Source organism: Streptomyces sp. NPDC059853 (assembly GCF_042731495.1).
Classification (GTDB): Bacteria; Actinomycetota; Actinomycetes; order Streptomycetales; family Streptomycetaceae; genus Streptomyces.
Window position 1 is genome coordinate 16,808 of the sequence record NZ_JBHWJL010000021.1, and the last position, 18,432, is coordinate 35,239.

Here is an 18,432-nt window from a genome sequence, read left to right on the forward strand (position 1 = left end):
GCGCGCGCCCCGCTCCCCCGCGGCCCGCTGTGCAGACTTCGCTGATGGCAGACGTGGCCTTTATCGCGCTGACGACCGGGTTCTTCGCGGTGCTGGTGCTGATCGTGAGGGGAGTGGACCGCCGGTGAGCTGGGAGAACGTTCTCGGCCTCGTCGCCTCCTGCGGTCTGCTGCTCTATCTGCTGTGGGTGCTGGTCTTCCCGGAGCGGTTCTGATGCCGGACGCCGGCGCCGGACTGCTCGGCATCGGCGCGCTGCTGCTCCTGCTCGCCCTCGCCCACGTCCCGCTCGGCAACCACCTCGCCCGCGTCTACACCTCCGACCGGCATCTGGGCGCCGAGCGGCTGCTGTACCGGATCGCCCGCGTCGACCCGCGCGCCGACCAGCGGTGGACGGCGTACGCGCTGTCGCTGCTGGCCTTCTCCGCCGTCTCCGTACTCCTCCTGTACGCCCTGCTGCGCCTCCAGGGCGTACTGCCGCTGGCCCAGGGCCACGACGGGGTCCACCCCTCGGGCGCCTTCAACACCGCCGTCGCCTTCGTCAGCAACACCGACTGGCAGTGGTACGCGGGCGAGAACACCCTGGGCCCGCTGGTCCAGATGGCGGGGCTGGCCGTCCAGAACGTGCTCGCGGCGGCCGTGGGGCTCTCCGTCGCGGTGGCGCTGATCCGCGGCTTCACCCGCTCCCGCACCGACCGGCTCGGCAACTTCTGGGTGGACCTGGTGCGCGGCACGGTACGGGTGCTGCTGCCGCTCGCGGTGCTCGCCGCCGTCGTCCTCGCGGCCTGCGGGGTGGTGCAGAACTTCCACGCGGTGCGCGAGATCACCACCCTCGGCGGCGGCACCCAGGCACTGACCGGCGGCCCGGTCGCCTCCCAGGAAGCCGTCAAACTGCTCGGCAGCAACGGCGGCGGCTACTACGGGGCGAACTCCGCCCACCCGTACGAGAACCCCACCCCGTTCACCAACTTCTTCCAGGTCTTCCTGCTGCTGCTCATCCCCTCCGCCCTCCCCCGCGCCTTCGGGAGGATGACCGGCTCGCCCCGGCACGGCCTCGCGGTACTGGCCGCGATGGGCGTGCTGTGGGCCGCCGGGCTCGCCGCCGTCACCGCCGCCGAGGCCGCGCACGGCGGACAGGTGCCGCAGGCGGTCGGCGCGGCCACCGAGGGCAAGGAGTGGCGGTTCGGGGTGTGGGACTCGGCGCTGTTCGCCGCCTCCACGACCGGCACCTCCACCGGGGCGACCGACGCGAGGCACGACAGCTTCACCCCGCTGGGCGGCGGTGCGCTGCTGGCCGCCATGCTGCTGGGCGAGGTCGCGCCGGGCGGGGTGGGCGCCGGCCTGTACGGGATGCTGGTGCTGGCCATGCTGGCGGTGTTCCTGGCCGGGCTGATGGTGGGCCGCACCCCCGAGTACCTGGGCAAGAAGCTGCGGCCCAAGGAGATCACCCTGCTGGCGCTGTACGTGCTGGCCATGCCGGTGACGGTGCTGGCCGGCACCGGGCTCGCGCTCGGCTTCCCCGAGCCGCGCGCCACCCTCCTGGCCGGTCCGCCGCACGGGCTGAGCGAGGTGCTGTACGCGTTCGCCTCCGCCGCCAACAACAACGGCAGCGCCTTCGCGGGTGTCGGTGCCGACACCGTGTTCTGGCAGACCGGCCTGGGGCTCGCGATGCTGATCGGCCGTTACCTGCCGATGGTGCTGGTGCTGGGGCTCGCCGGATCGCTCGCCGCCCAGCAGCACACCCCCACCGGCACCGGCACCCTGCCCGCCCACACCCCGCTGTTCACCGGGCTGCTGGTCACCGTCACCGTGGTGGTCGCCGGGCTCACCTTCTTCCCGGTGCTCGCGCTCGGCCCGCTCGCGGAGGGACTGCGATGAGCGCGCCCGGCGGCGGCGCCCCGCCCGGCGCGTTCGGCCCGCGCCGGCTGCTGTCCGCCCTCCCGGCCGCCCTGCGCAAGCTCGGCCCGCGCCACATGGCCCGCAACCCGGTGATGTTCGTGGTGTGGACCGGCGCCCTGCTGACCACCGTCCTGGCCATCGCCTCCCCCGGCTTCTTCGCCGTCGCCGTCGCCCTGTGGCTGTGGTTCACCGTCCTGTTCGCCAACCTCGCCGAGGCGGTCGCCGAGGGCCGGGGCCGCGCCCAGGCGGCGGCGCTGCGCCGCGCCAAGCACGAGACGGTCGCCCGGCGGCTGGTGCCCGGCGGCGACGGCCGCGAGGAACAGGTGCCGGGCGTCCGGCTGCGCGTCGGCGACCTGGTGGTGGTCGAGGCCGGGCAGACGGTGCCCGGGGACGGCGAGGTGGTCGAGGGCATCGCCAGCGTCGACGAATCCGCCATCACCGGCGAATCCGCCCCGGTGATCCGCGAGTCGGGCGGCGACCGCTCCGCCGCGACCGGCGGCACCCAGGTGCTGTCGGACCGCATCGTCGTGCGCATCACCGCCAAACCGGGCGACAGCTTCCTGGACCGGATGATCGCCCTGGTGGAGGGCGCCACCCGGCAGAAGACCCCGAACGAGATCGCGCTGTCCATCCTGCTGGCCGCCCTCACCACCGTCTTCCTGCTGGCCGTCACCGCGCTCCAGCCCGCCGCCGCCTACTCCGGCGCCCAGCAGACCGTGATCGTGCTGGTGGCGCTGCTGGTGTGCCTCATCCCCACCACCATCGGCGCGCTGCTGTCCGCCATCGGCATCGCCGGCATGGACCGGCTGGTCCAGCACAATGTGCTCGCCGTCTCCGGGCGGGCCGTGGAGGCGGCCGGGGACGTCGACACCCTGCTGCTGGACAAGACCGGCACCATCACCCTGGGCAACCGGCAGGCGACCGAGTTCGTCCCCGTCCCCGGGGTGTCCGAGGCCGAGCTGGCGGACGCCGCCCAGCTGGCCTCCCTCGCCGACGAGACCCCCGAGGGCCGCTCCATCGTGGTTCTCGCCAAGGAACGGCACGGGCTGCGCGCCCGCGAGGAGGGCCAGGTCACCGGCGCCGCGTTCGTGCCCTTCTCCGCGCACACCCGGATGTCGGGCGTGGACCTGGACGACGGCCGGAAGGTCCGCAAGGGCGCCGCCGCCGCCGTCATCACCTGGGTGCGGGAGACCGGCGGCACCTCGCTCACCGAGGTCGGCCCGCTGGTGGACGCCATCAGCGCCTCCGGCGGCACCCCGCTGGTGGTCGCCGCCTGCGCGCCGGGGCAGCCCGCCCGCGTACTCGGCGTGGTCCGGCTCAAGGACATCATCAAGGCCGGGATCCGCAAGCGGTTCGCGGAGCTGCGCCGGATGGGCATCCGCACCGTGATGATCACCGGCGACAACCCGGCCACCGCCGCCGCCATCGCCCATGAGGCGGGTGTCGACCACTTCCTGGCCGAGGCCACGCCGGAGGACAAGATGCGGCTGATCCGGCAGGAGCAGTCCGACGGCCGGCTGGTGGCGATGACCGGCGACGGCACCAACGACGCCCCGGCGCTGGCCCAGGCGGACGTGGGCGTGGCGATGAACGCGGGCACCAACGCCGCCAAGGAGGCCGGGAACATGGTGGACCTGGACTCCAACCCCACCAAGCTCATCGAGATCGTGGAGATCGGCAAACAGCTCCTCATCACCCGGGGCGCGCTCACCACCTTCTCCCTCGCCAACGACGTGGCCAAGTACTTCGCGATCATCCCGGCGATGTTCACCGGCCTCTACCCCGGGCTGCGGCACCTCAACGTCATGGGGCTGCACTCCCCCGAGTCCGCCATCCTGTCGGCGGTCGTCTTCAACGCGCTGATCATCGTGGCGCTCATCCCGCTGGCGCTGCGCGGCGTCCGCTACCGGCCGGCCGGCGCGTCCCGGCTGCTGCGCCGCAATCTGGCGCTGTACGGGGTGGGCGGGCTGATCACCCCGTTCGCCGGCATCAAGCTGATCGATCTGCTCATCTCACCGCTGCCGGGTCTGGGAGGCTGACAAGCGTGTTCGCCGGCGTCGCCCGCCAGGCGGCGGCAGGGCTGCGGATCCTGCTGCTGATGACCGTGCTGTGCGGTCTGCTCTACCCGCTGCTGATCTGGGGCGTGGCCCGGACCGCGTTCCCGGGCCGGGCGGACGGCTCGCTGCTGCGGGTGGACGGCCGGGTGGTGGGATCCTCGCTGATCGGCCAGGAGTTCACCGGACCGCTGTGGTTCCACCCGCGCCCCGGCGCGTACGACCCGCTGGCCACCGGCGGCAGCGACCTGGGCCCGGACAGCAGCCGGCTGCTGGCGGAAGTGCGGCTGCGCCGTACGGCGGTGGCGCGCACCGAGGGCGTACCGGCGGACACCGTCCCCGCCGACGCGCTCACCTCCTCCGCCAGCGGGCTCGATCCGCACATCTCGCCCGCGTACGCGCACCTCCAGGTGACCCGGGTGGCGCGGGCCCGCGGCCTGGACGCGCGGCGGGTACGGGAGCTGGTGGACGCCCACACCACCGGCCGCGCCCTCGGTTTCCTGGGCCAGGAGCGGGTGAACGTCCTCGAACTGAACGCGGCGCTGGCCGCCGCACGGGCGGAGTGAGGCGGGCATGGCACGAGGCACCCTGCGGGTCTTCCTGGGCGCGGCGCCCGGCGTCGGCAAGACCTACGACATGCTCGCGGACGGCCGGCGGCGGGCGGCGCTGGGCGGGGACGTGGTCATCGGCTTCATGGAGGACCACGGCCGGGAGCCGACCCGGCGGATGGCGGAGGGCCTGGAGACAGTGCCGCGCCGGGAGCTGACCCACCGGGGCGTCACCTTCACGGAGATGGACCTGGACGCGGTGCTGGCCCGCCGCCCCGAGGTGGCGCTGGTGGACGAGCTCGCGCACACCAACGTGCCCGGCAGCCGCCACGAGAAGCGCTGGCAGGACATCGGGGAACTGCTGGACGCCGGGATCCATGTGGTGTCCACGCTCAACATCCAGCATCTGGAGTCCCTCAACGAGACGGTCGAGCACATCACCGGGGTGACGCAGCGCGAGACGGTCCCGGACGAGGTGGTGCGCCGGGCCGACCAGATCGAGCTGGTGGATCTGTCGGCGCAGGCGCTGCGCCGCCGCATGGAGTACGGCGACATCTATCCGCCGCGGAAGGTGCAGGAGGCGCTGACCCACTACTTCCGGGAGGGCAACCTCACCGCGCTGCGCGAACTGGCGCTGCTGTGGGTGGCGGACCGGGTGGAGGAGGCGCTTCAGCGGTACCGGGGCGAGCAGGGCATCCGGGCGCCGTGGGCGACGCGGGAGCGGGTGCTGGTCGCCCTGTCGGGCGGCCCGGAGGGCATGACGCTGATCCGGCGGGGCCACCGCATCGCGGCGCGCGGCGCGGGCGGGGAGTTCCTGGCGCTGCATGTGCGCCGGGGCGACGGGCTGGCCGAGGCGCCGAGCGCGGAGCTGGAGCGGCAGCGGGCGCTGACGGAGCGGCTGGGCGGCGCGTTCGAGCTGGTGACGGCGGACGATGTGGCGGCGGCGGTCCTGGAGTTCGCGCGCGGGGCGAACGCCACCCAGATCGTGATCGGCGCCAGCCGCCGGGGCCGGATGAGGTCGCTGGTGGCGGGCAAGGGGGTGGGCACGTCGATCGTGGAGGGCTCGGGGGAGTACATCGATGTCTATGTCGTCACCCACGAGGAGGCGGCGCACGGCCGGTTGTGAGGGCTTTCGTGGGCAGCGGCGCCGGAATATGCGCTGACGCTGCCCGCCGCGCGGTGACGGCGATGGCAGCTGCGCGGTCCCCACGCATGGTCACTCACTGCTGAGACGTATTGGCCGCGATCAACAACCGGGTCCTGGCTGTTCCGACTCCCCGTGCAGCGGTACCACGGTCACCCTGGTGGGGTACAGCCAGCAGTTGCAGGTGTACGTCGTACCGGGCGAGGTGACCGGCGGAGGCGTCATCCCTCGTTCCGCAGCGATGTGCAGACCGGCCAGGAAGGCGAGAACCACCAGCACGCCCGCTCCGCCCCCCATCAGCAACAGCAGAGCCTGGACTGTCATTCCTCCCCCATCCGCAGTTCGAACCACACGCTCTTCCCCTCCGGTTTCGGCACTCCATGCCATGTCACGCCCCATGCGGCGGCGAGCATCTCCAGCAGGGCCAGCCCCCGCCCGCGCTCGTCCTCCGTCCCCACGGCTCGCGGAGCGGGGAACGGCCGTGGGGAAGAGTCCTGCACCCGGATCAGCACCCGATCCACCCGAACCGTGGTCCGCACGGCCAACCGGGGCACGCGGGTGTGCTGGAACACATTGGTGACCGCTTCGGACACCAACAGCTGGGCAGTGTCCACCAGTTCTCGGTGCCCCGTGTGCTCCAGCAAGTACGCCACGTGCCGCCGCGCGAGGCGCGGTGTGGTGGCGAGGTTGGGAGCGGTGAGGCAGTAGTTCTGCACCGGTGCTGCTGACGTGAACATGCGTCAGTTCCTCCAGTCGAGTGGCTCAACTCACAGGAAGGACTGTAGAGGATAGTAGACACAATTGCTACCGGCACAATTAAGAATTGATACGGCGCAAGGCTCATGCGATCCTCTACATCACAACCCCGAGCAAAGGAGGCGTCGTGCCCCCAAGGTCAACACCGACAGCCCGGCAACAGCGCCTTGGCTCCGAACTCCGCAAGTTGCGAGAGCGTGCCGGACTGAGCAGCAGCGAAGCCGCCACCCAGCTCGGGATCGATCGCGCCCGGATCAGCAACACGGAGGCCGGGCGCTTCGGGGTGAGCCCGGACCGAGTCCGCGCTTTCGCGCGTATCCTCGGCTGCGCGGACGAGCAGTACATCGAAGCGCTCGCCGCCATGGCTGCCGACCGGACCAAGGGCTGGTGGGAGGAGTATCGAGAAGATCTCCCGGCCTACTGGCTCGACTTGGCAGAACTGGAGTACCACGCGACGACGCTGCACTCCGTTGTCACCATGCACATGCCTGGCCTGCTGCAGACCGAGGAGCACGCCAAATCCGTCTTCGCAACCGCAGTCCCCGAGCTGACACCCGCAGAACTGCGACGCCGCCTCTCACACCGCATGAAGCGTCGCGACATACTTGACAGGGAGCAGGCCCCACAGTGCGTATTCCTTGTCCACGAAGCTGCTCTGCGCATGCAGTTCGGCGGCCGCAAGGTCGCCAGAGCACAGCTCACCCACCTCGCTGAGGCATCGGAACGGCAGAACATCACCGTTCGAACGATCCCGTTCTCGGCCGGCGGCTTCCCCAACGCGGGAAACTCGATGCTCTATGCAGGTGGCGCGGTTCCCCGCCTGGACACCGTGCAACTGGATGCCGGCCACGGCTCGGTCATGCTCGATGCCGAGACCCACCTGGACAACTACCGCGCTATTCTTAATCGAACGGAAGAGCTAGCAATGAACCCCGAGCAGTCGCGTGATCTCATCCTGGAAATCATGCGCAGCGTGTGAAAGCGTGGATATGTCGGACGTCCAGTGGCAGAAGTCTTCTTACTCGACAGAGCAAGCCAACTGTATAGAAATTGCCACAGTCAACGGCTCCTTCCTGATGCGCGAGAGCGACTCCCCAGAGGCGATCGTCGAAACTGATCACGCGAGACTCGCCACCCTTCTCGATGGAGTCAAACGTGGCGCATTCGATCCTTTGATCTCATAGCACCGCACTTGGCCCCCTGCCGCCGAGCATGGGGCCTTTGGCATGCCCTGACGCGTGAGGAGAAAAATTAGCCGACGCTCAGGAACACTATTGCGACGCGCACCCCTGTCGCGCTAGCGTCACAACGAGTCACTACAAGTCGCGTCCCATCGAACTCACTTCCTCAGATGGCCTGCGGCCTCGACCGAAGGGACCTCGAACCGTGCCCTCAACCTCGGCCACCACAACCGTCGCGATCGATCCGGGACTGCTGGACCGACCCGAAGCACGCTTCCCCTTGCAGGCCGGCGCGGCCCCCGCAGTGCGGGAGCCGGGTTCGGCGGCTGGGCCCAAACCGTTCGCCTGCCGGTTCTTCACGGAGGTCGCTGCGACGGGAGGCGTCCTCCCCAGCCGGATCTCCTACGACGAGCAGACCCAGACCAGCACCTATGACAGCCTCCCGCCCGGGGTCTTCATGACCAAGAATCCGCCGATGACCTACTACACAACGGAAGCCACGGACACCAACCCCGAGCAGTTGGACGCCAAGGACGACCCCGGGCCGAGTGACGACTGATGTCCTCAGCCGGAACCGTGCTGGTGTTGGCGGACCGCTTCGACCCCACCGTTGATCTGGCCGTCGAGGAACTGAACCGCCGGGCCGTCCCCGTGTTCCGGGCGGATGTCGCCGATTTCCCCTTGGGACTGAGACTGGGTGCCGCCCTCGGCGCGAGCGGCTGGGGCGGCACTCTGCGGTCAGCGCATCGCACGCTTCACCTCAACGATGTGCACTCGGTCTATTACCGCCGCCCCGGCCGTCCCCGCGTGGCCGACGACATGGCCCCGGACATCCGCAGGATCGCCGAACGCGAGGCTCGGCTCGGCTTCGGAGGACTTCTGGCTGCCCTTCCGTGCCGCTGGTTGTCGCCACCGGGCAAAGCCGCGGATGCCGAGTCCAAGCCCCTGCAGCTCCGGGTTGCTGCCGAGTCGGCCCTGTCCGTACCCCGGACCCTCATCACCAACGATCCGGTGGCCGCGCGGGACTTCGCGGCGTGCATCCCTGGCCGCCTCGTCTACAAGCCCTTCCACCCCATGCGTGGCACCAGGAACGGTCGGCCCGCTGCTGTGTTCACCAGCATGGTGGACCCCGCTGATCTGCCGCATCCCGACATCGCGACCACGGCTCATCTCTTTCAGGAGTGGGTGCCGAAAGCGTACGAGGTACGGCTGACCGTGGTCGGTGAACGGATGTTCGCCGCCGAAATCCACTCCGGTTCCGACCGTGGCCGCATCGACTGGCGAAGCGACTACGCATCTCACACCTACCGGGTCACGCAACCACCGCCAGCGGTGGCGGACGGAGTGCTCCGGATGCTGGCCGTGCTGGGACTCCCGTACGGCGCGTTCGACTTCGTCGTGACTCCGGAGGGTCAGTGGGTGTTCCTTGAAGTGAACCCGTCCGGCCAGTACGGGTTCATCGAGATCGCGACGGGATTGCCGATCACGGCGGCGATCGCGGACTATCTGGAAGGAACGCATGCATGACACAGGCGCTGTCCGAGGCCCGGGTGGGCCTTGCCCGTCAGATGGAGCGCAGCGGGACGGTCCTTTCCAGCGCACTGCTGGAAGCATTTCTGAATGTCCCCAGGCATGCGTTCGTTCCGGCCTTCTACCGCCGGGAAGGGGAACGGTTCGTACCATGGCTGATGTCGGATGACGAAGCGTGGCTGCGGGCCGTATACGCGGACGATTCCCTGATCACGGAGGTGGACGGGGTCCACGCGGAGGAGGCGGACCCGGCCGGCTTGCGGGGCGTGCCGACGTCTTCGTCCACCGCTCCGAGCCTGATGGCGGACATGCTGGACGCCCTCGATGTCGTACGGGGGTCCCGGGTTCTGGAGATCGGTACGGGTTCGGGTTACAACGCCGCTCTGCTGTCCCGGATGACTGAGCCACACCTCGTGACCACCATCGACCGTTCGGCCACCCTCGTCGACACCGCCAGAGAACGGCTCCGCGCAACGCTGGCCCCGGGCCCGGGGCCGACCGTGGCTCTGGGCGATGGCGCGTTGGGGGTGGCCGGATCCGCTCCCTACGAACGGATCATCGCGACCTGCTCCGTCTGGCGCATCCCCCCGGCCTGGATCGGCCAACTGCGGACAGGAGGGCTGCTGGTGACTCCGCTCAAGGGCACTCTCGCCGGTGGCATGGTGGCGCGGCTCACCAAGCTCGACGACGGCACGTTGGCCGGGCGGGTGATGCACACTCCCGCAGCCTTCATGCCATTGATCAGTGGTCCTCAACCGCAGTCGTCCGGCTCTTACCTGCCGGGAACAGAGCGGCCGACCCGGCTCAGGGGGAGTGTGCTGGACGACTGGACTTTCTCCTTCTTCGCCCAGCTTCATCTCCCGGCGACCACGATCCGCACGTGGGAGGCAGGAAACGGGTCGGACACGACGACCCTCCACGATCCGGCGGACGGCTCGTACGCCCAGGTCCGCGGCACCAGGGTCACGACGGTGGGTCCCCGGGATCTCTGGGAGCGTGTCGAAGAGGCGCACGCCCTGTGGCGATCGCTCAACCGGCCCCGGCGCGAGTGGTTCGCCATCGAATCCTCCACCGAGTCGCAGGTCATGTCGTACACCGCGCCGAGCGGGCGGGCGTATCGGTGGACCATGTGAGGGTCAGCCGGGCCGGGCGGCCCGGGCCGGCCACTGCTGGAAGCGGTCGCCGCCGTAGCACTGGTCGCAGGGGTCGAGGGCGGCGCGGTCGAAGACGCCGGAGTCCAGGTAGCGGTAGGTGAGGCCGGTGGAGCCGTCGCAGCCGGGGGTGCGGCAGGGTTCGGCGGTGGTGAAGGAGAAGCCGCCGTCCGGGGCGATGATGGCGACCTGTCCGCAGCTCAGGCAGGGGAAGCAGTACGCGCCCCGCCGGTTGCTGACGGCGGGGATTCCGCTGGGGTCCTGGCAGCCGGGGCACTCCACGCGGGAAGGCTAGGTCCGCTCCCGTGCCGCCCGGTGCCGCCGGGCTTCCGCGTCCGGCGGCGCCGGGGCCGTGCGCTGGGCGGACGGCCCCGGTCTCGTACGCGCTTTCGCGGGGTGAGGGTCAGGAGGTGGCGCCCTGCGGGTCGGTGGTCTCCAGGGCGGGGGTGCGTTCGGGCGCGGTGGCCGCCGCGGTGGCGCGGCGCTGGTCGCGCCAGTCGAGGACGCGCATGCCGACCGGCTGGGCCCAGCGGGTGGCGAACGGGCCCACGATGACGAGGATGAGGACGTAGGCGGTGGCGATCGGTGCGATGCGTGGTTCGACCCCGGTGGCCAGCCCGGCGATCACGATGGAGAACTCGCCGCGGGCCACCAGCGCTCCCCCGGCGCGCAGCCGGCCGCGCGGGCCGATACCGGCCCGCTTGGCCGCGTACCAGCCGGTGCCGATCTTGGTGACGGTGGTGACGGCGGCGAGCAGCAGCGCCGGGACGAGCACCGGCGGGATGTCGCCCGGCACGGTGGAGAGCCCGAAGAAGACGAAGAAGACGGCGGCGAAGAGGTCGCGCAGCGGGGTGAACAGCTGCCGGGTGTTGTGGGCGACCTCGCCGGAGAGGGCGATGCCGACGAGGAACGCGCCGACCGCCGCCGAGACCTTGAGCTGCTGGGCGAAGCCGGCCACCAGCAGGGTGAGGCCGAGGACGACGAGCAGCAGCATCTCGGGGTTGTCGGAGGAGACGGCCTTGGAGATGAACCGGCCGTGCCGCAGGGCGACCCACAGGGCGGTGGCCGCCGTCCCCAGGGCGATGAGAAGGGTGAGGCTGCCGCCGGCCAGGCCGACCCCGGCCAGCATCGCGGTGAGCAGCGGCAGATAGGCGGCCATCGTGAGGTCCTCGATGACGAGGATGCCCAGGATGACGGGGGTCTCGCGGTTGCCGAGCCGGCCGAGGTCGGTGAGGACCTTGGCGATGACGCCGGAGGAGGAGATGTAGGTGACGCCGGCGAGCGCGGTGGCGCCGACCGGGCCCCAGCCGAGCAGCAGCCCGGCGACGGCGCCGGGGGTGGCGTTGAGCACGAAGTCGACGATGCCCGACGGGTACTGGGTCTTGAGGCTGTCGACGAGTTCGGCGGGGCTGTACTCCAGGCCGAGCATCAGCAGCAGGAGGATGACGCCGATCTCGGCGCCGATCTCGATGAAGCCCTCGGTGGTGGTGAGGGGAAGCAGTCCGCCCTGGCCGAAGGCGAGCCCGCCGAGCAGATAGAGCGGGATGGGGGAGAGTCCGAGCCGGCCGGCCAGGCGGCCGACGATGCCGAGCCCGAACACGACCGCTCCCAGCTCGATCAGCATGGTGGTGGTTTCGTGCATACGCGGTTATCCCCCAGCGATGATGTCGGCGAGGTCGGAGACACCCTCGCGCGTGCCCACGACCAGCAGCGTGTCACCTGCCTCAAGTCGGTAGTCGGGACCGGGAGACGGGTGGGCGCCGGTCCTGCGCAGCACGGCGACTATCGAGGCGCCGGTGCGGGTGCGTGCTCTGGTGTCGCCGAGCGGGCGGCCCCGGTAGGGCGAGTCGGCGCCGATCGCGATGCGTTCGGTGATGAGGTCCAGGCCGATCTCGCCGGGGGCGAAGGACGGGCTGGTGGAGTCCGGGGCGATGAGCGAGGCGAGCTTGGCGGCCTCGTCGGCGTCCAGCGGCACGGTGCACTGACAGGCGTCCGGGTCCTCGGGGTCGTAGAACCCCAGGAAGCGCCGGCCGTCCTCGTGGGCCACGACGGAGATGTGCCGCCCGTCACGGCTGCTGATGTCGTACTGAACGCCCACGCCCGGCAGCGGGGTCCGTTTCGTGCCCATGAGTGTGTCGCGCCTTCCTGAGCCGCAGTGATCGGAGCCGAGGATAGTCACGCGGATTGCCCGGAACTCTTTGGAAAGACTTCTTTGCAAAACTCTCTTTGCGGTTCTAGAGTGCGTCCATGACCGATCCACAGCCCGACCCCCTGCCGTACGACGAGCGGGACGTCGCCGTCCTCGACGCCAAGGGCCTGCGCGCCCTCGCCCACCCGGTACGGGTCCGGCTGCTCGGCCTGCTGCGCCGCAACGGACCGGCCACCGCGACCCTGCTGGCGACCCGGCTCGGACTCACCTCCGGGGCCACCAGCTACCACCTGCGGCAGCTGGCCGCGGCCGGTTTCGTCGAGGAGGACACCGAGCGCGGAAACGCCCGGGAACGCTGGTGGCGCTCGGTCCACCGGCTCACCTCCTTCGGCGACCGCACCCTGCGCGAGCGGGAGCCCGAGGCGACCCTCGCCTTCCTCCAGTCCGTCGCCCTCGCGCACGCCGAGGCCACCCGGCGCACCCTCGACGAATTCGTGACGATGCCCCGCGTATGGCGCGAGACCCTCGGGCTCGGCGACCGGCTGCTGCGGCTCACCCCGCAGGAGGCGACCCGGCTGCGCAACGAACTGGACGAGGTCGTCGCCCGCTACCGCCCGGCCTCCGCCACCGGCCCCGGGGAGGCGCCCGAGGGTGCCGAAGGGGTCCAGGTCGTGCTGCATGTTTTGCCCGGCCTTGAGGGATCTTTTGACCCGGCAGGACCCGGCCTTGACCGGAACGAGGAGGAACGGTGACGGCCGGAGCGCCCACCGCGGAACCCGGCGCGGGACCCGCCGGCCGCCCGGACCGGAAACGGACGCTGCGCCCGCTCGCCGGGCTGCTCGGCGCCGTCGCCGTCTCCCAGACCGGCACCAAGATCTCCACCATCGCGCTGCCCTGGTTCGTCCTCACCACCACCGGCAGCGCGGTGCAGACCGGCCTGGTCGCACTGTTCGAGATGGCACCCTACGTGCTGCTCAAGGGCCTGTCCGGACCGGTCATCGACCGGATCGGCCCGCGCCGCGTCTCCTGGACCATGGACCTGGCCAGCGCGGTGCCCGCGCTGCTCATCCCGCTGCTGCACGCGGCCGGGGCGCTCTCGCTGCCGGTGCTGCTCGCCCTGGTGGCGGTCATCGGGGCCGCCCGGGGGCCCGGCGACCTGGCGAAGCAGGTGATGGTCCCGGAGGCCGCCGAACGCTGCCGCGTCCCGCTGGAGCGGGCCACCGGCCTCTCCGGCACCACCGAACGGCTCGCCGCCACCGTCGGCCCCGGCGCCGCAGGGCTGCTGGTGGCGCTGATCGGCTCGATGAGCGCGCTGTTCGTGATCGCCGGCTGCTTCGCCGCCGGCTCGCTGATCATCGCCGCCACCCTGCCGCGCGCCATGGGCCGCCCGCACCGGGACCCGGACGGCGCGGACGACGACCTGGGCTACTGGGCCCGCCTCGGCCAGGGCTTCGGCGTGGTGCGCGGCGATCCGCTGCTGCTGTCCATCGCGCTGATGATCGCCGTCACCAACCTGCTGGATGCGGCCTTCATGCAGGTCATGCTGCCGGTGTGGGTCAAGGGGGCCGGGCACGGCCCCGAGGTGATGGGCCTGCTGGGCACCGCGAACGGCATCACCGCCGTCACCGGCAGCCTGGTCGCGGCGGCCATCGCCCACCGCATGCCCCGGCGCACCGTGTTCTTCGTCGGCTTCCTCATCGCCGGGGCACCGCGCTTCCTCGTCCTGGCGGCGGGCGCGCCGCTGTGGGCGGTGGTCGCGGTCTTCGCCCTCGGCGGTCTCGGCGGCGGCTTCCTCAACCCGATCCTCAGCGCGATCATCGTCGAGCGCGCCCCGCGCAGCCATCTGGCCCGGGTCCAGGGCCTGGTCAGTTCGCTCGCCTGGTCCGGCATCCCGTTCGGCGGGCTGCTGGCGGGCGCCGCCATCGGCGGCATCGGACTGGCGCCCGCCCTGGTCACCGGTGGCATCCTGTACACCGTCACCATCTCCCTCACCGGACTGCGCCCCGAATGGCGCGGCATGGACCGGGCCCGGCGCGCGGCCCGCGCCGCCGCCACCGGCCGGCCGTCCCCCGACACCCCCACCGACGGCCCGGCGGATCATCCACGGGCCGCCTCGCCGCGGTAGGGGGAAGAACCCGCCCGCCCGCCCCGTGGTGTGAAGTCCCCCCGGTGGGCGGGCGGGTTCGTACCGCGAACGTTTATCGGGCCCCGCTACGGTGCCGCCCATGGAGAAGACTCTGCGGAAGACGTTCCGGACCGTCGACGTGGGTTCCGGTGACGACGCCCGGTGGGCCGGGCTGATACGCGAGACCTACCCGCCCGGGGCACTGGCCGGCTGGCTGACCGACACGGGCCGCACCGACGAGGGCGCCCGTGCCGCCCGGCGGCTGTTCGAGACCCACCTTCCCGAACTCGTACCGGCCCTCGACCGGCTGGGCGGACGACTGGCCGACATCCCGCACGCCGGCACCCTCCTCACCCTGGCCGCCGTCCGCCCCTTCTTCGCCGGCTGCACCCAGACCGGCGCCGGCGGCGAACTGCTGCGCAACTACGACTTCGACCCGGACGAGGCCGAGGGCTCCATCGTCCGCTCCCAGCTGCTGCGCCCGGTCATCGGCACCCAGGAGGGCGGCTGGGGCCTGCTGGACGGCATGAACGACGCGGGCCTGGCCATCTCCCTCACCTTCGGCGGCCGCAAGGTCCACGGGCCGGGCTTCGCGGTGGTCATCGTCATCCGCTACCTGCTGGAGACCTGCACCACAGTCGACGAGGCCCTCGCCCGGCTGCGCACCCTCCCCATCGCCATCCCGCAGAACCTCACCCTGGTGGACCGGCACCGCTCCGTCACCGTCCACCTCGGTCCCGACATCCCGCTCACCGAGGCCCCCGACGCCTGCGCCGCCAACCACCAGAGCGAGCCGGTGCCGCCGGAGCAGGAGCGGGCGACCCGCACCGGGGAGCGGCTCGCCGCCATCCGGGCGGCCGGACCCGAGGTGGCCGCGATGCTGCGCCCGCCGCTGTACCAGCTGGGCTACGACCGGGGCCTGGGCACCGTCTACACCGCCCACTACCGGCCGGCCGAGGGCACCGTCACCTACCACTGGCCCGCCGCCGAGAGCTGGTCCGTCTCGTTCGACACCTTCACCGAGGAGACCCGGACGGTCCGGCTCGGTGCCGTCTGAGCGGCCGCCGGGCGCGCCGGAGCCCCCGGCGGATCTCCGCCGGGGGCTCCGCACTTGTGCTGCCGCCCGGGTGTCAGCCGGCCGGGGCCGGGTGCCACGGGGTGCCGTAGCGCTCCGCCAGTGCCCTGGCCTCGTCCTCCGTCAGCAGCCGGGGCGTGCCGCCGTTCAGCAGCAGGAGCAGCCGTGCCGTCTCCTCCAGCTCTATCGCCGCGTCGGCCGCCGCCGCCATCGAGGCTCCGGCCGTCACCGGCCCGTGGTTCTGGAGCAGCGCCGCCCGGAACGGGAAGTCCAGTTCGCGCAGCAGCACCGCCTGGGCCACGTCCCCCGGCTCCGCGTAGGGCACCAGCGGGGTCTGGCCGACCCGCATCACGAAGTACGGGGTGAGCGGCGGCACCGCGCTCCGTTCCGACCAGGGCGGCAGGCACGCGTACGCGGCGGCGTGCGCGCTGTGCAGATGGACGACGGCGGTCGTCCCGGGGTCGCGGTGGTAGAGCGCCAGGTGCAGCGGGAACTCCTTGGAGGGCCGCGGCCCGGCCAGCAGCGCCCGCTCCAGCGGGGCGTCCACGGGGGCGTCCGCGTCCAGGACGGCGAGTCCGTCCGCGTCCAGCGTGTCGAGCCGCGTCCCGGTCGGGGTGATGTGGATCCGGTTCCCGATCCGGACGCTGAGGTTGCCCGAGGCGCCCGGGCTCAGCCCGGCGGCGGTCAGCTCACGCCCCGCCGCGACGAGTTCGTGGCGTGCGTCGCTCATGTCCCGCTCCCGCTCCCGTTCGCTGTGTGATTCACGCAAGGGCCTGCCAGCCCGCCGTGAAGATGTCCTGGTGGCCGAAGTTGCCCGACTTGAGGGCGAGGTTGTACGCGCGTCCGTCGCCGGCCGTGCCGTGCGCCCACGAGACGCCGGGCGCCAGCGCGGGGCCCAGCTCCAGCCGCCGGACGTCCAGGGCCTGCACGACGCTGCCGGAGGTCTCGCCGCCCGCCACCAGGAACTGCCGGGCCCCGGCCGCCGCGAAGGCGGTGGCGCAGCCGGCCAGCGCCTCCTCGATCAGCTCGGCGGCCGGCCGCTGCCCGGCGGGCGGTGCCGCCTCCAGGTCCTCCAGTGAGTCCACGGCGTAGACCAGCACGGGCTCCCCGGGCGAGCGGGTCCAGCACTCGGTCGCCCAGGCGGTGAGCCGCTCCACCTCGCCCGGCAGGTCCGCGCGCAGCGCCGCCAGGTCGAGTTTGCGGTGGGCCAGGTGCTGGCGGGCGTGGGCGATCTGGCCCCGGGTCGCCGAGGAGGCGCTGCCGGCCAGGACGGCGCGGTGGCCGGTGGCCACCGGCATCGCGGCGGTGGCCGGGGCGTCCGCCACGGCGGGCAGCCCGAGGGCGAGCCCGGAGCCGCCGGTCACCAGCGGGTCGCCCGCGGTGACCTCGGCGATGACGGCGAGGTCGCTCTCGTCGATGGCGTCGACGACCACGTACGTGGCGTCGGCGGCGTCGATGGCCGCGCGCAGGGCCGCCGCCCCGGCGCGTACCACCTGGAGCGGGACGGTGGCGACCTGGTGCCGGGTCTGCGGGCGCAGCAGTTCGGCGACGTCCGAGCGGGTCATCGGGGTCAGCGGGTGGTGCCGCATGGAGCTGTCGCTCAGCAGCCGGCCGCCGACGAACAGGTGCCCCTGGTAGACGGTGCGCCCGGTGGCCGGGAAGGACGGCACGACGACCGCCTTGTCCGCGCCGAGCTGGGCGAGCAGGGCGTCGGCGACGGGGCCGATGTTGCCCTGCGGGGTGGAGTCGAAGGTGGAGCAGTACTTGTCGTAGAAGCGGGAGCAGCCCAGCCGCCGCAGGGCGTCCAGCGCGGCCACCGAGCGGGTGACCGCTTCCCGCACGGGTGCGGTGCGGGTCTTCAGCGCGACCACCACGGCGTCCATGCCGGCGAGCCGCAGGTCCGCGAGTTCCTCGTCGCTGGGGACGCCCAGGGTGACGCTGGTGCGCAGCCCCCGGGCGACCCAGTTGGTGGCGAGGTCGGTGGCACCGGTGAAGTCATCGGCCACCCCGCCCCATCTGACCTGTCCTGCCGCCATTCCCGTCACCGTCCGTTAGGCCGTTCTTACGTATCCAGGCGAGAGGCGCGTGATGCCACCGCGCCAATCTGTGAATTTATGGTACTACAGTTGACGCTCATGTTAATTGGCGTTACGTTCGCGCTCCATAGGCGGGTTCACCCGATTCACCCGCAGAGCACCAGCGCCAGGAGGGCACCATGAACGCCGAGCCGCACGGGACGCGGGAAACCGTCACGTACGCACTGACGGGCGCGCGCGGCGGCTTCGCGCGGACGCTGCTGGCCCAGACCCGGCTCACCGCCGACGTCCGGCCGGCCGTGCTGTGCGATCTCGACACCGAGGGCGTCCTGGCGCTGGGCGCCGAACTGGGCCTGCCCGCCGAAGGGCCCGGTTCCCTGACCGTCGTCACCGACCGGGCCGGCCTCGACGCCGCCCGCGCCGCGGGCCGCACCGCCGTCGTCGCCGACGCCGCGCTGCTCGCCGACGCCTCCTACGACATCCTCGTCGAGGCCACCGGCAACCCCGCTGTCGGCTACCGCGCCGCCCGCACCGCCCTGACCGGCGGCCGGCACGTCGCCATGGTCAGCAAGGAGGTCGACTCGGTCGGCGGTGTCGAACTCGCCGCGCTCGCCGCCCGGCACGGTGTGGTGTACACCACGGCCACCGGTGACCAGCCCGCCAACCTCATCCAGCTCTTCACCTGGGCGAAGGGCCTCGGCCTCGACATCGTCGCCATCGGCAAGTCCAGCGAGTACGACCTCGTCTACGACCCCGGGACCGGCACCGTCACCCAGCTCGACCAGAC

General features: G+C 71.8%; 20 protein-coding genes and 1 pseudogene. 14 read left to right on the forward strand and 7 right to left on the reverse strand.

All coding sequences use genetic code 11. From position 1 onward, the window contains the following. Nucleotides 1–124 precede the first annotated feature (124 nt). Genes ACFV5N_RS04230 through ACFV5N_RS04250 form a run of 5 tightly spaced genes read left to right on the forward strand, consistent with a single transcriptional unit; the run spans nucleotide 125 to nucleotide 5,624 of the window. Complete coding sequence (locus tag ACFV5N_RS04230) at nucleotides 125–214, forward strand: potassium-transporting ATPase subunit F (protein WP_385593815.1); 90 nt, start codon at nucleotides 125–127, stop codon at nucleotides 212–214. Then, the gene (gene kdpA / locus ACFV5N_RS04235; protein ID WP_385593818.1) at nucleotides 214–1,875 is read left to right on the forward strand and encodes a potassium-transporting ATPase subunit KdpA; all 1,662 of its coding nucleotides are present in this window, start codon (nucleotides 214–216) and stop codon (nucleotides 1,873–1,875) included. Before ACFV5N_RS04230 ends, kdpA begins: the two co-directional genes overlap by 1 nt. After that, nucleotides 1,872–3,935, forward strand: a complete 2,064-nt coding sequence (kdpB, locus tag ACFV5N_RS04240) for a potassium-transporting ATPase subunit KdpB (RefSeq protein ID WP_385593821.1) — start codon at nucleotides 1,872–1,874, stop codon at nucleotides 3,933–3,935. Before kdpA ends, kdpB begins: the two co-directional genes overlap by 4 nt. A gap of 5 nt (nucleotides 3,936–3,940) precedes the next feature. After that, a complete protein-coding gene (gene kdpC / locus ACFV5N_RS04245) occupies nucleotides 3,941–4,516 on the forward strand; it encodes a potassium-transporting ATPase subunit KdpC (RefSeq protein WP_385593824.1) in 576 nt (191 codons plus the stop codon). A 7-nt stretch (nucleotides 4,517–4,523) separates the two neighbouring features. Further along, complete coding sequence (locus ACFV5N_RS04250) at nucleotides 4,524–5,624, forward strand: pressure sensor protein (RefSeq protein ID WP_385593827.1); 1,101 nt, start codon at nucleotides 4,524–4,526, stop codon at nucleotides 5,622–5,624. 120 nt (nucleotides 5,625–5,744) lie between these two features. On the opposite strand, the gene ACFV5N_RS04255 is transcribed toward ACFV5N_RS04250, so the two are convergent. Together ACFV5N_RS04255 and ACFV5N_RS04260 are read right to left on the reverse strand one after the other, a co-directional pair. After that, a complete protein-coding gene (locus tag ACFV5N_RS04255) occupies nucleotides 5,745–5,966 on the reverse strand; it encodes a hypothetical protein (protein ID WP_385593830.1) in 222 nt (73 codons plus the stop codon). Beyond that, complete coding sequence (locus ACFV5N_RS04260) at nucleotides 5,963–6,379, reverse strand: ATP-binding protein (protein ID WP_385593833.1); 417 nt, start codon at nucleotides 6,377–6,379, stop codon at nucleotides 5,963–5,965. Before ACFV5N_RS04260 ends, ACFV5N_RS04255 begins: the two co-directional genes overlap by 4 nt. 146 nt (nucleotides 6,380–6,525) lie before the next feature. Here ACFV5N_RS04260 and ACFV5N_RS04265 point away from each other — a divergent pair, with 146 nt between their 5' ends. The 5 genes from ACFV5N_RS04265 (at nucleotide 6,526) to ACFV5N_RS04285 (ending at nucleotide 10,242) form a co-directional block, all read left to right on the forward strand. After that, on the forward strand, nucleotides 6,526–7,377 hold the full coding sequence (locus tag ACFV5N_RS04265) for a helix-turn-helix domain-containing protein (protein WP_385593865.1): 852 nt from the start codon (nucleotides 6,526–6,528) through the stop codon (nucleotides 7,375–7,377). A gap of 10 nt (nucleotides 7,378–7,387) precedes the next feature. Next, nucleotides 7,388–7,582, forward strand: a complete 195-nt coding sequence (locus ACFV5N_RS04270) for a DUF397 domain-containing protein (protein WP_385593867.1) — start codon at nucleotides 7,388–7,390, stop codon at nucleotides 7,580–7,582. A 202-nt stretch (nucleotides 7,583–7,784) separates the two neighbouring features. Beyond that, nucleotides 7,785–8,138 carry a hypothetical protein gene (locus ACFV5N_RS04275; protein WP_385593836.1) on the forward strand — a complete coding sequence of 118 codons (354 nt, stop codon included), beginning with the start codon at nucleotides 7,785–7,787 and terminating at the stop codon, nucleotides 8,136–8,138. Next, on the forward strand, nucleotides 8,138–9,106 hold the full coding sequence (gene tgmB / locus ACFV5N_RS04280) for an ATP-grasp ribosomal peptide maturase (RefSeq protein WP_385593838.1): 969 nt from the start codon (nucleotides 8,138–8,140) through the stop codon (nucleotides 9,104–9,106). The genes ACFV5N_RS04275 and tgmB overlap by 1 nt, the downstream gene beginning before the upstream one ends. Then, the gene (locus ACFV5N_RS04285) at nucleotides 9,103–10,242 is read left to right on the forward strand and encodes a protein-L-isoaspartate(D-aspartate) O-methyltransferase (protein WP_385593842.1); all 1,140 of its coding nucleotides are present in this window, start codon (nucleotides 9,103–9,105) and stop codon (nucleotides 10,240–10,242) included. Before tgmB ends, ACFV5N_RS04285 begins: the two co-directional genes overlap by 4 nt. A gap of 3 nt (nucleotides 10,243–10,245) precedes the next feature. Here the strand turns inward: ACFV5N_RS04285 and ACFV5N_RS04290 are convergent, their stop codons facing one another. From ACFV5N_RS04290 to ACFV5N_RS04300, 3 genes are all read right to left on the reverse strand, one after another. Then, nucleotides 10,246–10,542 (reverse strand): hypothetical protein, encoded by a 297-nt coding sequence (locus tag ACFV5N_RS04290; protein ID WP_385593844.1) that lies wholly within the window; start codon nucleotides 10,540–10,542, stop codon nucleotides 10,246–10,248. A 121-nt stretch (nucleotides 10,543–10,663) separates the two neighbouring features. Further along, nucleotides 10,664–11,902 carry a cation:proton antiporter gene (locus tag ACFV5N_RS04295; protein ID WP_385593847.1) on the reverse strand — a complete coding sequence of 413 codons (1,239 nt, stop codon included), beginning with the start codon at nucleotides 11,900–11,902 and terminating at the stop codon, nucleotides 10,664–10,666. 6 nt (nucleotides 11,903–11,908) lie between these two features. Further along, entirely contained in the window at nucleotides 11,909–12,388 is a 480-nt protein-coding gene (locus ACFV5N_RS04300; RefSeq protein ID WP_385593850.1) for a cation:proton antiporter regulatory subunit, read from the reverse strand. 119 nt (nucleotides 12,389–12,507) lie between these two features. Between ACFV5N_RS04300 and ACFV5N_RS04305 the strand changes: the two genes are divergently transcribed. The 3 genes from ACFV5N_RS04305 to ACFV5N_RS04315 all read left to right on the forward strand — a co-directional run bounded on the left by ACFV5N_RS04305 (nucleotide 12,508) and on the right by ACFV5N_RS04315 (nucleotide 15,591). Next, entirely contained in the window at nucleotides 12,508–13,161 is a 654-nt protein-coding gene (locus ACFV5N_RS04305) for a helix-turn-helix domain-containing protein (RefSeq protein WP_385593853.1), read from the forward strand. After that, nucleotides 13,158–14,534, forward strand: a complete 1,377-nt coding sequence (locus ACFV5N_RS04310) for an MFS transporter (protein WP_385593855.1) — start codon at nucleotides 13,158–13,160, stop codon at nucleotides 14,532–14,534. The genes ACFV5N_RS04305 and ACFV5N_RS04310 overlap by 4 nt, the downstream gene beginning before the upstream one ends. A gap of 100 nt (nucleotides 14,535–14,634) precedes the next feature. Then, nucleotides 14,635–15,591, forward strand: coding sequence for a C45 family autoproteolytic acyltransferase/hydolase (locus ACFV5N_RS04315; protein WP_385593858.1), 957 nt, complete (start codon nucleotides 14,635–14,637; stop codon nucleotides 15,589–15,591). Between the two features lie 73 nt (nucleotides 15,592–15,664). Here the strand turns inward: ACFV5N_RS04315 and ACFV5N_RS04320 are convergent, their stop codons facing one another. After that, nucleotides 15,665–16,339 carry a class II aldolase/adducin family protein gene (locus tag ACFV5N_RS04320; RefSeq protein ID WP_385593861.1) on the reverse strand — a complete coding sequence of 225 codons (675 nt, stop codon included), beginning with the start codon at nucleotides 16,337–16,339 and terminating at the stop codon, nucleotides 15,665–15,667. 31 nt (nucleotides 16,340–16,370) lie between these two features. Then, the gene (otnK, locus tag ACFV5N_RS04325) at nucleotides 16,371–17,645 is read right to left on the reverse strand and encodes a 3-oxo-tetronate kinase (protein ID WP_385593863.1); all 1,275 of its coding nucleotides are present in this window, start codon (nucleotides 17,643–17,645) and stop codon (nucleotides 16,371–16,373) included. Between the two features lie 179 nt (nucleotides 17,646–17,824). Here otnK and ACFV5N_RS04330 point away from each other — a divergent pair. After that, nucleotides 17,825–18,432: pseudogene (locus ACFV5N_RS04330) on the forward strand (homoserine dehydrogenase); the annotation flags it as partial.